The following is a 14,631-nucleotide window of genomic DNA, read 5'->3' as shown; positions in this document are numbered from 1 at the left end:
AGGTGGAGACTGGCTCCGTCGGCGGCAGATCCGCTGTCAGACTGATCTGAGCAAGTGTCCCCCCAGGATCACGTGTCAGACAGAAAGGTCTTGCTGCTCCCAGACGGCAGTCAGGGACCGTTCTCCAATCCGCATCAGTCGGAACAGGGTCGCCGACACCGCCGCAAAATCGTTGATATCAATTGCCCCGGTCACGTCACGGGCGACCCGCGCCATAGCCGTCATTCCGATCTGATCAGCGATGGCGATCAGCGATCGCGCGCTTTTACGCAGGTTGGCCATATCGTTTTGCCGCCACAACCGCTCGCAGTGAGACAGGCGCACGGCCAGTTCTTCAATCGCGCGACAGACCACATCTTCGGCCCCTGCCTCGCCAAGTTGCGCATAGAGGTCCGACAATTTGTCGGAATCCAGACGCACGTTTTCTTTGTGTATTACAGTGAGTATTTGAGCCACCACATTAAACCCCATATATTCATGCCCCCACGGCACGGGCCAAACTTGCGCCTCAGAAGTTGTCAAAAGGTTTCCAAGCGGGTGGTCAAATCTCTCGAATTTGCTAACAATCCTTGGTAACAGACCTGCCAGAGGTCAATCGAGGAACAACAGATGCAATTTGCAAAACCCCTGCCCAGCTATCTGGTGACGCGCTATCACGGGTGGAAAGCCACGACCTATAGCGAAAATCAGGGTTGGTACCGGCGGCTTGCCAGTGAGGGCCAGCGTCCGCGTGCAATGGTTATCTCCTGCTGTGACAGTCGTGTGCATGTCACCTCGATTTTCGGCGCCGACCAGGGTGAGTTCTTCATCCACCGCAACATCGCGAATCTGGTGCCGCCCTATCAGCCGGATGGTGACCACCACGGGACCAGTGCGACCGTCGAATACGCTGTCACTGTTCTGAAAGTGGCGCATCTGATCGTATTGGGTCATTCACAATGTGGCGGCGTACAGGGCTGTATTGATATGTGCAAAGGTCACGCACCTGCACTGGATGCCAAAGAGAGCTTTGTCGGGCGCTGGATGGATATCCTGAAGCCGAAATTTTCGCTGGTTGAGGACATCGAGGATACCGATACACAGGCGCGTCAGTTCGAGCGTCAGGCAGTTGTGGCATCGCTTGAAAATCTGATGACATTCCCGTTCATCGACAATGCCGTACGTGATGGCACATTGAGCCTGCACGGCCTCTGGACTGATATCGGCGAAGGTGGGTTGGAATGCTATGAACCGCGAAGCGGCAACTTCCAACCGGTCTGAGATCTGCAGTTGAGCGGCGGCCCAGGGTGGGTCTCAGGCCGTCGCTCGGTCTGAGGCCGCCATCCGCAGCGCGGCCTGAGTATAGCCGCCAGATGCACCATCGATGAAGTGGACATGATCGTCGCGCATTACCGATGGAACAATGCAGGTTACCAGCGCCTCATCCTGTTCGTGGAGCCCGTACCGTGCATGACCGGCGGTCGCAGCTTTTTCCAGGATCCGCGTAATGTCGTCGCGCACTTGTGGCGGGCAGTCGAGCGTCAGCTTGAGGCCATCGTCGAATTTTCGGAAATCGGCATTGGCCACCAGCATCCTGCGATAATGCTGCGCATCAAAACTGCCAAGCGGGCGCTTTCGGCTAAGGGCATACGCCGCCAATGTTGTCTGAATAAACAACTGGGCCTTGCGCAGGATCAGAGCGGTTTTCCCGCGTGAGATTTTGGCCTCAAGTGTCAGACCTGGCGGCGGGAAACTGAAGCTTGGCCCCCCTTCTGGTACCGGATGACCATTGCGTTGCAGCTTATCCGCCACGGCGAGAATATCGCCGGCAATCTTTGCAAAATCCTTGGCGGAGGTCGTTGGTTCTGGTTGCACTACCACCGAAAGGATCAGGCCATTGCGGGCTGGGATTGTATTCCAGCGGCAGGACAGGCCGGTCAGATCCGGTGGATCGGGCAGCGGGGCGGGCGGCACTTCAAAGCCGCCGAGCTTCATCTGTCGTTCGGCCCAGTTCAAACCACCGCCTGCGAACATCGCGTAGTCAGCGGCTTCGGATACGGCATAGCGGGCCACAGCAACATCCAGCCCTTCGGCCCTGATCCAGGACACCGGTAGCAGTGCCGCGCGCAGGTCAATGTCAAACTCAGCACTGGCCCAACTGCGCAACCGAGCCAAGGTGTCACGGGCAATATCGGCATGTTCAGGACCAACCGCAAAGGAGGCCCCGTCACCGCCAAACACATAGGGAAAAGGCACACCCTGCAATGCGTTTATCATGGCTGCGATAACCGAGGCTCCGATGGTATTCACCGTCTTGTAGCGCCCGGATGCAATCAGATCCGTGGAATTGACGATATCACAACAGCCCACCATCCAGTCTCTGGGCAGTGGGGTAAACGCGCCAGCCCGTGTCAAACCGGCAAAATCGCGGCTGGGCGAGAGGCTCTTGTAGAAACCATCCTGTGTCATATGCGATCCGTTCATCCTGTAGGTACCATAGCCTAGTGCGGCTGTGACGCACGACCAATCACGGCTAAGTGGTTTCGCGCTCTTGTGAATTGGTGCGAAATCGCCACTGTGGACCGATCAGAATTTCTGGCCCAGGTCATCTGCCGGGGCCGCGCATCTCATTCGGGGGATTTCATGCAGGCGGGGCTGATCATCTTATGTCTGGGCTATGTGCTCAGCCAGTTCTTTCGCGCATTTCTGGCGGTGCTCAGTTCTGCTCTGCAAACCGACCTGGGCGCCTCGCCTGAGGATCTTGCCTTTGCCTCCGGACTTTGGTTCCTGACCTTCGCCGTCATGCAGTTGCCGGTGGGGTGGGCGTTGGACCGTATCGGGCCAAGCCGTACCGCTGCGGCGTTGTTGCTGTTCGGCGGGGGCGGCGGGGCATTGGTGTTTGCGCTGGCCAGCCAGCCGGTTCACATCAGCTTTGCGATGGTCCTGATCGGTGTGGGATGTTCGCCCGTCCTCATGGCGTCCTATTACATATTCGCGCGCGAGTATCCGCCGCGCCGCTTTGCGACATTGGCGGCCCTGATGCTTGGTGTTGGCTCCCTTGGGAATCTGGTGGCGTCTTATCCAACGGCGCTTGCGGTTGAGGTACTGGGATGGCGCGGTACATTGTTTGGGCTTGCGGGGATCTCGACTGCGGTTGCACTTGGTATCGCAGTAACAGTGAAAGATCCGGCGCGGGTTGAGGCGAGCGACGGCCCCAAGGGTTCAGTGCTGGATATTCTGCGCATGCCGGTGCTCTGGCCGATATTCATCATGATGTTTGTGGCCTATGCGCCATCGGCAGCGCTGCGAGGCCTGTGGATCGGCCCTTATATGAGCGATGTCTTTGGTCTTGGTTCCGAGGCGATTGGGGTGGCCAGTCTGGTGATGGGGGGGGCAATGGTTCTCGGCACCTTTGCCTATGGGCCGATGGATCGGCTTTTGGGGACACGCAAAGGTGTGGTGCTTGGCGGCAATCTTCTGGCCTGCGCAGCGCTGGGTGGCTTGATGTTGTACATCGACGGACCGGTGCCGCTGGTGGTGGCTCTGATGGCGGCCGTCGGTTTCTTCGGTGCGGCGTTCCCGGTCATTCTGGCGCAGGGACGTGCCTTTGTGCCGCCGCATCTGGTGGGGCGGGGAGTGACCATGCTCAACTTCTTTGGCATTGGCGGTGTGGGAATCATGCAGTTCGCCAGTGGGCGTCTGCATGCGGAAACAACCGGAGCGGAGCTTTCCTTACCGTATTTTGTCATTTTTGGTTTCCTCCTCGCGTTTCTGGCGGCCGGGTGCGCAATATATCTGCTCAGCCGCGATAGCTTGGATTGATCTAGCCTTCCCTCGCGCGGGCTTTCCCGATAAGACACCGCAGCCGGTCACGAGGCCGGATACAATTGGAGAAACAAAATGGGTTATCGCGTCGTTATCGCGGGCGCCACGGGCAACGTGGGTCGCGAAATGCTGAACATTCTGGCGGAGCGCCAGTTTCCTGTGGATGAGATTGCAGTTCTGGCGAGCCGCAAATCCCTCGGCACCGAAGTCACATTCGGCGACAAGACATTGACGACCCAGGATCTGGACACGTTCGACTTTGCGGGTTGGGATATGGCGCTGTTTGCTGTTGGCTCCGACGCCACCAAGAAATACGCGCCGAAAGCGGCTGCGGTCGGCTGTGTCGTCATCGATAACTCGTCGCTTTATCGCTATGATCACGACGTGCCGCTGATCGTGCCCGAGGTAAACCCGCAGGCGGTGCATGGCTATGCCAAGAAGAACATCATCGCCAACCCCAACTGCTCCACCGCGCAGATGGTCGTTGCACTGAAGCCGCTGCATGATCGTGCCAAGATCAAGCGCGTTGTGGTCTCCACCTATCAGTCGGTGTCCGGCTCCGGCAAAGATGCGATCGACGAACTGTGGGATCAGACCAAAGCGGTTTATAACCCGACACAGGACGTGCCGCCGAGCGTCTACACCAAGCAGATCGCCTTCAACGTGATCCCGCACATCGACGTTTTCCTGGACGACGGCTCGACCAAAGAAGAGTGGAAGATGGTCGCCGAGACCAAGAAGATTATTGACCCCTCGATCAAGGTGACAGCGACCTGTGTACGCGTGCCGGTCTTTGTTGGTCACTCCGAAGCGATCAACATCGAATTCGAAGACTTCCTTGATGAAGACGAGGCGCGCGATATCCTGCATGAGGCACCTGGCATCATGGTGATCGACAAGCGCGAAGATGGCGGCTACGTGACGCCTGTCGAATGTGTCGGTGATTTCGCAACCTTCATCAGCCGCATCCGTCAGGATTCGACCTTGGATAATGGTCTGAACCTGTGGTGTGTCAGCGATAACCTGCGCAAAGGGGCCGCTCTGAATGCGGTTCAGATCGCGGAGCTTCTGGGGCGTGAAGTTCTAAAAAAAGGCTAAAAACCTATCCATTCAGGTAGGGGGCTGCTTCGAAAGAGGCGGCCCCTTTACCGTTTGTACAGCTGTTCTTGCCAGCCTTGATACCACTAGTCTGATGGGGGTTAGACAACGGTAAATGGGGGACAAGATCATGATGGAAAAACGATCAACGCAAGATATCACAGCGGGTGAGTACATAAGCGCGGGCGAAAGTGCTTGGGCCACCGCGCGTAATAGCTCGCGGTTGGACGCAGAGATGGCAGCACAGCTGAGAATGGTCCTGAGCGAGAGTTTCCGCACCGCAAAGAATTGGCTGGATCTGATCCGCGCACTGCGCAGCAAGGGATTCTACCTGGAGCGGAAGGACGGGCGCATTCGCCTGCGGGATGCCCATAGCCATGTTGAAATCTGCACCTGTCGGTTTCTGGGCTATCCGGGGGTGGAACTGGAAACGCGTTTCGGCGAACCTTTGCCAGAACATATCTGAGAAGTCTCAGAGTCGAGAGGGTAATGCGCAGGCTTTCGCCAATGAAACTGGTAACATCACGCGTGCGTCTCTAGGTTCGATGACAGGTGGGGTATTGTCCCGCAATGTTCATCAGTCGAGAGAGATTATGCGATCTGCTTTTTCAATTTTCACCTTTAGCGCGACGCTTGCCGTGACCACACATATTGCCTCAGCTGCGGTTTCGGACGTGATACATGTGGACAGCCAGGTCGCAGCGGTCACGCTGTATCCAGGATTGGCACAGATTACCCGAACCGCCGATGTGATGCTGCCCGAGGGACGGCATGAGCTGATCCTGCAAGGGGTGCCGCGAAGTGCGGAGACGGCGAGCCTGCAGGTTCAAATAGACGGTGCCCGCCGCATCAGTACCCGGGTGCGAGATGAGTTTGTTCCGCCGCGTGATGCTTCGACACCGGAGATTGAGGCCGCCGAAGCGCGGATAGATGAGATCGAAACACAGATCGCTGCGGTGGAAGATGAGGCCGCGCGCGCCCGGGCCGCGGCCCATGCGGCGCGCAGTTCTATTCATTTTTTGGAGCAGCTTGGCAACAATGACGGGCTCGTGGGCACGGATGCCTCCGCGCTTGCTGATATATCCCTGATGATCAGCCGTCGTGCCGCCGAAAATCACCGCCAGGTTGTTGATGCCGAGGCTGATGCCCGCCGCAAAGAGCAAGTACTCGCCACCTTGCAGGAGAACCTGACCGAGGCGCGCGCCGCGCTTGCGGCTCTTACGACAGAGGATGATGACCGTCTTTATATTGAGGTCGCAGTTGAGGCGACCGCTGCGGGTGCGACCTCAATTCGTTTGGACTATCTGACTGAGGGGGCAGGCAATATCGGCTGGTCTCCGAGCTATGAACTGCATCTCACAACTGGCGGTGATCCGGAACTGACGTTGAACCGTAGTGTGATCCTGTCACAGGACACCGGCGAAAACTGGCAGGATGTTGCGCTGACGCTGTCGACGGCGGAACCTTTGGGGCAATCAGGGCCATCGCGCCTTTTCCCACAGCTGCGGCGGATTGAGAAACCGATGCCCGTTCCAACATCGAAGCAGCGGTTGTCATCTGATATGGAATTGGATCTTGCGAACGAACCGATAATCGAAGCGGCTGTGGTGGTTGATGAGATTCTGCGGCAATGGTCTGTCGACCGCAGTGGCGTCGCCGCGGTCTATGGGTTTGATACGCCGGTCTCCGTTGCATCAGGGGCGGAGGCGCTGCGGTTGGAAATGGACAGTCTGAAGACCACCGCGACGCTCACGGCCCAGGCGGTGCCGCTGCGCAATGAGACCGCCTACCGTATGGTGCGCTTCACCAATGAATTTGGTGAACAGCTGCTGGCTGCGACGCAGGCTGCCCATTTCGTCGATGGCAAACTGATTGCAGTTGCGGATTTTGCGGGGCTGGCACCGGGAGCAGAGGCGGATTTGGGGTTTGGAGCGATCAAAGGTCTGACCCTGAGCCGCGATATTCTGGACCAGAGTGAGGGGGAGCAAGGGCTGATTTCGCGCAGCTCAGAGCAGGTCCGCCGGGTCGAGATTGAGGTGGAGAATCTGACAGACCGGGCCTGGCCGCTGCGCGTGCTGGATCGGGTGCCCTATTCTCAGCAGGATGCGCTGGAGATTGCCTGGGACGCCCGACCTGCACCGACGGAAGAAAACGTCGAGAAGCAGCGTGGTATCCTGGCATGGGACATGGAGATTGCCGCCGGCGCGACCGAGGTGATCGAAATCGAGACGGAGCTGAGCTGGCCCGAAGGCCAGATCCTGCGCTGATCTGCGCGCTAGCGTTGGCCGCGCAGGCGGCCGACCACACCGCTGGGGAAGAAATAGACGCTGAGAATGAACAGGACCCCCAGCCACAACAGCCACCTGTCCGGGCTGAGCAGTTCGGGCAGCAGAGGTAGTCCTTCGGTCATGCCAGAGAGAACACCCATCAGGTTTTGCAGATAGTTCTGTGCCAGCACGAACAGGGTTGCGCCGATGACTGCACCGTAGATGGTGCCCATGCCGCCAATGACGACCATCAGAAGAATGTCGATCATAATTGTCATCGACAGGGTGGTGTCCGGCCCCACATAGCGCAGCCAGATCGCATAGAGAGATCCTGACAACGCTGCTATCGCAGCCGAGAGGCAGGTGGCGGTGACGCGATAGTAGACGACACGGTAGCCAATCGCCTCCGCCCTGAAGTCATTTTCCCGGATCGCTTGCAGCACGCGGCCAAACGGCGAGTTTACGACCCGCAGTAAAGCCAGAAACAGCAACGCGCTGCCGCCGAAAATCAGGTAGTAGGTCAGCAATTTTCCGTTCAATTTGATCCCGAACAATGTGCCGTCAAACGTCTCTTTGCCAAATTTGAACGCAGGCCCCAGTTCGCGTGGGGTCTTGAAGGTCAGCCCATCTTCGCCTCCTGTGAGTCCTGAAAGCTGGCTGACCAGAACCGCCACGGCTGAGGCAACAGCGAGCGTGATCATGGCGAAGAAAATTGCTCGGACACGAAGGGAAAACAACCCGATCAGCAGCGCCAGAACCGCTGCGAGCGCCGCCCCCGAAATAGACCCGATTGCCAGCGCGTCAAAGCCACGCCCCATATGGGTTGAGGTTAGGGCAACCCCATAGGCGCCCATGCCGAAGAACATCGTATGCGCAAAGCTGACGATACCACCGTACCCCAGCAAGAGATCGTAACTGGCAACCAACACGATAAATATGCAGATGCGCGCGGCCGTATCGACAGTGCGAACGCCGGGGAACAGAAATGGCGCGAAGGCCAGACAGATCAGGATAACCACAAGCAGCAGTGCCAGCACGCGGGAGCGCGGCAGATCGCCAGAGAGAAGGGGACGGATCATTTTGCCTTTACCACCGGAATCATGCCCATCGGACGCCACATCAGGATGGCCACCATCAGGGCGATATTGGAAACAAGGGCCAGTTTCGGCTCAACGAAGGCGACATAGTTCTGCAGCAGCCCGACCAGCAGCGCGCCGATGAAGCAGCCCTCAACCGACCCCAGGCCGCCGATGATCACCACAATGAAGATCAGGATCATCGCCTGATTGCCCATATGGGCGGTGATCACCTCTTGGTAGAGGCCCCACATAACGCCCCCAAGGCCGGCCAATGCCGATCCGGCGATGAAAACACCGATGAAAACCAACCTCAGCCGGTATCCCAGTGCCGCAACCATTTCCCCGTTCTGAACACCTGCCCGGACGATCAGGCCGATCTTGGTGCGGCGCAGGACGAACCGCATGGCGGTAAAGACTGCCAACCCAACGCCGACTGTGACCAGCCGGTATTTCTCAATCGCGGCATCGCCGAAGGTGAGCGCGCCTTTTAGCGCTTCGGGGCGGGTGAAATAGATTTCCTCTGGCCCCCATAGCACAATGATCAGCTGTTCTGCGATGATCAGGCCACCCATGGTGACAAGGATCTGGCTGAGGTGGTTGCCATAGACGGGTTTGACAATCACCCGTTCGAAGGCCCAGCCCATGACGGCGGTTGCAGCCATAGCGGCAAGAACCGCGGCCAGGATTGCCAGCAGGTTCAGCCCCAGTGACGGGGCATTGGTCAGGTGACCCAGTGTCAGCAGGACGGAAATCCCGATGAAGGCCCCGACCGAGACAAAGGCTCCGTGACCGAAGTTTATGACGTCCATCAGCCCGAACACCAAAGTGAGCCCCGACGCCATCAGGAAGATCATCATCCCCATGGCCAGGCCGGATACCGTCAGGGTTAGCCAGCTGGCCGGGTTCTGCACCGCGATCAGACCGGCAATCGCCAAGACCGGAACCAGAATAAGCGGCGCATAAGGCGCCAGCCGGTCGGCAACAGACGACCGAGCCATTGTTGGGCTATGTTCAGGGGCTGTGGTCATCGGCTCATCTCCTGTCCGATGCAGCAATTGCGGAGTATGTTGCTCTCGTCAGACATCGTTCACTTCGCTTCCATGCTGAGACCCATCAGCTGTTCCTGTAGAGTGGGATCACCGGCGAGCTCGGCCATCTCTCCGGACCAGATCACGCGGCCATCGTCCATCACGTTGGCGGTATCGCCAAGCGCTTTGGCGACGGCGAAATTCTGTTCGACCATCAGGATGGAGGCTCCCTGATCTTTTAGATCCTTTAGCGCGCGGGCCATCGTGGAGATGATTGCAGGGGCCAACCCCTTGGTTGGTTCGTCAATCAGGTAGAGTTTGCGTTCTTCGATCATAGCGCGGGCAATCGACAGCATCTGTTTCTGCCCGCCGGAGAGGTTGCCGGCTTCGGATGTCCAGAATGTCTTCAGCGGCGGAAACGCCTGAAAGATCCAGTCCAGACGTGCGGGATCAATTGGGCCGGACACAGCGGCCAGCACCATGTTCTCCTCCACGGTCAGATCGGCAAAGATGCCCATGTCTTCGGGGACGAATCCCAGGCCTGAGCGCGCTATGTTGGCGGTGGGGATCCGAGTGATGTCATCGCCGTCAAAGAGGATACGCCCACGATGAGCCCGCCAATGCCCGATCACGCTGCGCAGGGTGGTGGTTTTACCGACGCCGTTGCGCCCCAGCAGCATGGTAACGCCGCCGCGCGGGACGTTGAGATCGACGCCCTGAAGAATATGATACTGCGCAATATTCGTGTAGATCCCTTCAATCCGAAGGATGGGATCGCCGATGGTCTCAGTGTGAGGGAGATCAGACATGATCCAGTACTCCCTCAAGTCCGCGCCCCATATAGGCCTCTTGTACGATATCCGAGGCCATCACCTCGGCCGGGGCACCATCCGCAGCCAGTGCGCCATTGTGCAGCACGATAATACGGTCGGCCAGCGTTCGGATCACATCCATCTTATGCTCAACCAATAGGACGGTGCGGTCGGTCTGCGCCTTCAGGTCCGCGATGAGGTCCAGCACGACTGGGGCCTCGTCGACACTCATACCGGCGGTTGGTTCGTCAAACATGTAGATCAGCGGATCGAGGGCTATCAAAAGAGCGACTTCCAGCTTGCGCTGATTGCCGTGGGACAGCTCTGAGACGATCTGGTTGCGCTCATCCAGAAGGCGCACACGGGCCAGGATTTCTTCGGCCTGATCCATAAGATCGGTGTGGCCTGTCACCACTGACCAGAGATTGAATCCGCGCCCGGCTTTGGCCTGAACCACCAGACGGACATTCTCCAATACGGTCAGATCGGGGAACAAGTTGGTCATCTGAAAGGCGCGTCCGATACCGGCCTTTGTGCGGGCTGAAACGGAGGCGGCGCTGATATCCTGACCGTTAAGTGTGACGCGTCCGGCGCTGGCTGGGATCTGCCCGGAAATCAGGTTGAAATATGTGGTCTTCCCGGCGCCGTTGGGACCGACGATGGCGGTCAGTTCTCCGGCGTGAAAGGCACATGTAACCGCATCGACAGCCACATGCCCACCGAAGCGTACAGTCAGATCATCGGTGGTCAGAAGGGGGGCAGTCATGAACGGATCCGTTTGAACAGGGATTAAATCGGGGTTGTCCGCCTGGCACCGGCAGGTGCGATCTTTTGGTGCGTGACAGGGCCCGGCACCGCATGCGCCGGACCCGTGAGAAGAGTAAGATCAGTTACGCACTGGGATCGGCAGATCGTCGATGCTCAGCTCGCGAACCAACTCAGGGATCGCCCATTCCACATCGTCTTCGACACGCAATTTGAAGTGATACATCGGCTGCAGCGCCTGATGATCTTCAGCCCGGAATTGCATGGTGCCTTTCGGGGTTTCCCACTCCATGCCTTCCATCGCGGTGATCAGCGCTTCGGTATCGGTAGAACCTGCTTTTCTGATTGCTTCGACGGCAGCGATACCAGCGGCCATGCCGCCTGCGGTGAAGAAATCAGGGGGGCCGTCGAACCGTTCGAAATGGGTTTTGACAAGCCAATCGTTCACAGGATTGTCGGGCAGCTCATAGTAATAATAGGTGCCACCTTCCATGCCTGCGAAGTCCTTGAACCCCTTCAGAGCGGCCAGGATATTGCCAACACCGGCAAATTCGATCCCGAAACGGCCGGGATCCATGGCGTTGATTTTGGCCCAAGGGTTGCCGCCACCGGCCCAGATGATGAAAAGCTTCTTTTCGCCTTCGAGATCTTTCATTGCGTTGAAGATCCGTTCTCCGGCCGCCGTGAAGTCAGTGGTATCGGTAGGTGCGAATTCTTCGTGGACGATCTCGTGACCCTGCGCGGCAAGGGCTTCGCGGAAGGCGGCGATGCCGTCGCGACCAAAGGCGTAGTCCTGCGCCAGCGTTGCGATATGCACATTGTCCCCGGCCAGGGCGATGGCGCTGGCCACGGCATCCTGGGAGGAGTTGCGCGAGGTCCGGAAGATATAGCGGTTCCAGTTCGATCCGGTAATGGAGTCAGCGACGGCCGGCTCAACGATCAGCAGTTTTTCGTATTCTTCGGCAACCGGTAGCATCGCCAGCGCAACTCCGGAGCTGACCGGCCCGATGGCCAGATCGACCTCATCATCTCCATAGGCCTCCTCAAGCAGCGCCTTGCCATTCTCGGGCTTGAGCTGGGTGTCTTTTTCGATCACCACAATCTTCTCGCCGTTCACCTCCATGGTGCCACCGGTGGCGTATTCCAGCCCCAGCATCAGCCCGTCGTGTGACTGTTTGGCGTAAGCCTCGAACGGGCCGGTTTTGCCATAGACATGGGCGATTTTGATATCAGCAAAGGCGGCGGTGGCCATAGCTGACGTCAGCGTCAGTGCGGAGACCATCCCCGCAGCAAATGTGCGTTTCATCCTGTAACTCCCTCGTGGCGCGCCAAGCCGTCTGGCGCGGTCTCGCTCCTGTCGTGGCAGGCTAGCGGCGAGGTGTCAAACGGGTCAATTGCGCGAAAATACGTATTTTCTTATGCGGTTTTGTCTCGTGGAGTGTCTGGAGCTACTTCGATGTCCAGTCCGTGGCGAGGGCGCGCGCGCTCTTGGCCAGTAGCATGACATCAATCCCGACGGCGAGGAATTGCGCCCCCATATCGAAATAAGCCTGTGTGGCCTCAGGCGAGGTGCCCAGGATGCCCGGCGCCTTGCCTGCGGCCTTGATTCGCGCCAGCGCGTCGGCAATCACGGCCCGCACCTCCGGGTGGGCCGAATTGCCCTCAAAACCCATATCCGTGGATAGATCGGCGGGCCCGATGAAAATGCCATCAACACCCGGCACCGCCAGAATTTTGTCGAGATTTTCGATGCCTTTACGATTTTCTACTTGTAGCAGTAGGCAGATCTGCTGATCGGCGGTTTGAATGTAGTCGCTGGTGGTACCAAACAGGGTCGCCCGCGCTGCTGTCGCGCCGACACCACGGGTGCCATGCGGCGGGTACTGGCAGGCGCGCACAAGTTCGCGGGCCTGATCGGCATCCTCCACGATAGGGACCAGAACGGTTTGCGCACCGGCGTCCAGCACCTGTTTGATGATCCATGTCTCACCCACTGGCACGCGCACCACCGGATGGCTGTCCGATGCCGCCAGTGCCATCAGTTGATCACGAATGGATCGGATGTCATTGGGGGCATGCTCCCCGTCGATCACCAGCCAGTCAAAGCCACAGGTCCCCATGACTTCGGCGACGGCCGCTTCGCCAAAACTCATCCAGCAGCCGATTTGACGATCTCCGTTGGCCAGCGCCTGTTTGAAGATATTTTTGGGTGCGGGCATGGAAACTCTCCGGTTTGGATCGGGCGCAATCGGTTGTGTCTGTTCGGGTCGGGCGCGACTGAGGAAAAAGGTATCGCCCCGCGCAGTGGCTTGTCCAGCGGTCAGGCATCAGCCTCGGCAGAGTGGGTTGGTCATCACTCGAGCGTTCGGGCGATTTCGGTGATGACATCATGGGCCATCATGACATCGGCTTCGGTTGTTTCGAATTGCCCTGCCTGAAAGCGGATCACCAAAGCCCCATCAACGCGGGTTTGGGTCAGGTAAATGCGACCATCGTCGTTGATTGCGTTCAGCAATCGCAGGTTCAGATCGTCCAGATCTGCGGCTCCATCGGGTTGATAGCGAAAGGACCAAAGAGACCACATTGGCGGTGTTACGATCTCGAAATCAGGCTCTGACTTGAGCCGATCGTGCAGTTGCTGTGACCATGTCACATGGTTGCGTAACCGTTGTCGCAGCCCTTCCAGACCGTAGGTCCGGATCAGAAACCAGATTTTGAGCGCGCGGAAACGGCGCCCCAAGGGCACTGACCATTCAGAGTAGTTGATGATGCCGTCTTTGCCATGGGTTTTGAGATATTCGGGGCTTATGGCCAGCGTCCGGACCAGATCGTCCGGATCTTTCAGGAAATGGGCAGAGCAATCAAACTGCACCCCTAGCCATTTGTGCGGATTGAAAACGATACTGTCGGCGCGCTCAATGCCAGGCCAGTAATCGCGGTATTCGGGGCAGATCATGGCGGAGCCGGCCCAAGCGGCATCCACATGGGTATAGAGACCGTATTTTTCGGCCACATCAAGCACCTGATCGACCGGGTCGGTGGCCCCAACTCCCGTCCCCCCGACACAGAGAATGACGCCGGCGGGCTGGTGGCCGACCGCGATGTCGGCCTCAATTGCTGCGTCCAGCGCTTCCGGGTCCATGCCACGCCAGTCTCCCTTGATCGGAACACGGACTAGATTTTGCTGGCCGATACCTGCAACCCAGATGGCGCGGTCGACGGAGGTGTGTACCTCCGAAGAGCAGTAGATCCGCAAGGTCTTTTGGGCAAACAGCCCTTGCTCATTGCCCTGCCAGTTCAGCGCCTTTTCCCGCATTGTGAGGACGGCTGCGAGGGTGGCGGAGGAGGCACTATCCTGAATGACACCCTGAAACTCTTCCGGCAGGTCAAGCGCCTGGCGCAGCCAGTCCATCATGCGGGTTTCCATCTCGGTCGCCGCAGGTGAGGTTTGCCAGAGCATGCATTGCGGTGCGATGGCAGAGGTGAGGAATTCAGCCAAAACCGATGGTGCAGCGGCATTGGAGGTGAAGTAGGCAAAGAACCGTGGATGCTGCCAATGGGTGATACCGGGCATCACGACTGCTTCAAAATCGGCGAAGATAGCTTCCATGTCTTCACCGGTTTCGGGTGGCGTGGCGGGGAGCGCATTCAGAACATCACCGGGTTCGGTTCTGGCGCGTACCGGCCTGTCACCAACCGTCTGATGATAGTCTTGCGTCCAGTCGGCAATCTTGCGCCCCCAATAGGAAAAGTCAGTCCAGTTCATTTGCTGTCCTTT

Annotated in this window: 14 protein-coding genes; 5 read left to right on the top strand and 9 right to left on the bottom strand. The window is 58.3% G+C overall.

Features of this window, described 5'->3' with window-relative positions:
• Positions 1–75 precede the first annotated feature (75 nt).
• Positions 76–471 carry a hypothetical protein gene (locus J4721_RS15825; protein ID WP_173677667.1) on the bottom strand — a complete coding sequence of 132 codons (396 nt, stop codon included), beginning with the start codon at positions 469–471 and terminating at the stop codon, positions 76–78.
• Between the two features lie 138 nt (positions 472–609).
• On the opposite strand from J4721_RS15825, the gene J4721_RS15820 reads away from it, so the two are divergent.
• Positions 610–1,260 (top strand): carbonic anhydrase, encoded by a 651-nt coding sequence (locus tag J4721_RS15820; protein ID WP_014873270.1) that lies wholly within the window; start codon positions 610–612, stop codon positions 1,258–1,260.
• A gap of 33 nt (positions 1,261–1,293) precedes the next feature.
• Here the strand turns inward: J4721_RS15820 and J4721_RS15815 are convergent, their stop codons facing one another.
• Positions 1,294–2,448: a DUF3095 domain-containing protein gene (locus J4721_RS15815; RefSeq protein ID WP_211003100.1), complete on the bottom strand. Its 1,155-nt coding sequence runs from the start codon at positions 2,446–2,448 to the stop codon at positions 1,294–1,296.
• A 174-nt stretch (positions 2,449–2,622) separates the two neighbouring features.
• On the opposite strand from J4721_RS15815, the gene J4721_RS15810 reads away from it, so the two are divergent.
• From J4721_RS15810 to J4721_RS15795, 4 genes are all read left to right on the top strand, one after another.
• The gene (locus tag J4721_RS15810) at positions 2,623–3,801 is read left to right on the top strand and encodes an MFS transporter (protein WP_211003186.1); all 1,179 of its coding nucleotides are present in this window, start codon (positions 2,623–2,625) and stop codon (positions 3,799–3,801) included.
• 78 nt (positions 3,802–3,879) lie between these two features.
• The gene (locus tag J4721_RS15805; protein WP_211003099.1) at positions 3,880–4,902 is read left to right on the top strand and encodes an aspartate-semialdehyde dehydrogenase; all 1,023 of its coding nucleotides are present in this window, start codon (positions 3,880–3,882) and stop codon (positions 4,900–4,902) included.
• A gap of 235 nt (positions 4,903–5,137) precedes the next feature.
• Positions 5,138–5,368 carry a relaxase/mobilization nuclease domain-containing protein gene (locus J4721_RS15800; protein ID WP_247656163.1) on the top strand — a complete coding sequence of 77 codons (231 nt, stop codon included), beginning with the start codon at positions 5,138–5,140 and terminating at the stop codon, positions 5,366–5,368.
• Positions 5,369–5,540: 172 nt separating this feature from the next.
• Positions 5,541–7,169, top strand: coding sequence for a DUF4139 domain-containing protein (locus tag J4721_RS15795; RefSeq protein ID WP_371816084.1), 1,629 nt, complete (start codon positions 5,541–5,543; stop codon positions 7,167–7,169).
• 8 nt (positions 7,170–7,177) lie between these two features.
• On the opposite strand, the gene J4721_RS15790 is transcribed toward J4721_RS15795, so the two are convergent.
• The 7 genes from J4721_RS15790 to J4721_RS15760 form a co-directional block, all read right to left on the bottom strand.
• A complete protein-coding gene (locus tag J4721_RS15790) occupies positions 7,178–8,248 on the bottom strand; it encodes a branched-chain amino acid ABC transporter permease (protein WP_102875025.1) in 1,071 nt (356 codons plus the stop codon).
• Positions 8,245–9,276 carry a branched-chain amino acid ABC transporter permease gene (locus tag J4721_RS15785; RefSeq protein WP_102882878.1) on the bottom strand — a complete coding sequence of 344 codons (1,032 nt, stop codon included), beginning with the start codon at positions 9,274–9,276 and terminating at the stop codon, positions 8,245–8,247. The genes J4721_RS15790 and J4721_RS15785 overlap by 4 nt, the downstream gene beginning before the upstream one ends.
• A gap of 59 nt (positions 9,277–9,335) precedes the next feature.
• A complete protein-coding gene (locus J4721_RS15780; RefSeq protein WP_036767126.1) occupies positions 9,336–10,085 on the bottom strand; it encodes an ABC transporter ATP-binding protein in 750 nt (249 codons plus the stop codon).
• Positions 10,078–10,854, bottom strand: a complete 777-nt coding sequence (locus J4721_RS15775) for an ABC transporter ATP-binding protein (protein ID WP_211003095.1) — start codon at positions 10,852–10,854, stop codon at positions 10,078–10,080. Before J4721_RS15775 ends, J4721_RS15780 begins: the two co-directional genes overlap by 8 nt.
• A gap of 120 nt (positions 10,855–10,974) precedes the next feature.
• The gene (locus J4721_RS15770) at positions 10,975–12,159 is read right to left on the bottom strand and encodes a substrate-binding domain-containing protein (RefSeq protein ID WP_014873280.1); all 1,185 of its coding nucleotides are present in this window, start codon (positions 12,157–12,159) and stop codon (positions 10,975–10,977) included.
• Between the two features lie 142 nt (positions 12,160–12,301).
• Positions 12,302–13,072, bottom strand: coding sequence for an HpcH/HpaI aldolase/citrate lyase family protein (locus J4721_RS15765; RefSeq protein WP_211003094.1), 771 nt, complete (start codon positions 13,070–13,072; stop codon positions 12,302–12,304).
• Between the two features lie 134 nt (positions 13,073–13,206).
• Positions 13,207–14,619: a pyridoxal-dependent decarboxylase gene (locus J4721_RS15760; RefSeq protein ID WP_211003089.1), complete on the bottom strand. Its 1,413-nt coding sequence runs from the start codon at positions 14,617–14,619 to the stop codon at positions 13,207–13,209.
• Between the last annotated feature and the right edge of the window lie 12 nt (positions 14,620–14,631).

The sequence above is a fragment of the Phaeobacter sp. HS011 genome (assembly GCF_018101215.1).
Classification (GTDB): domain Bacteria; phylum Pseudomonadota; class Alphaproteobacteria; order Rhodobacterales; family Rhodobacteraceae; genus Phaeobacter; species Phaeobacter inhibens.
This window is presented reverse-complemented; position numbering and strand designations above follow the sequence as displayed.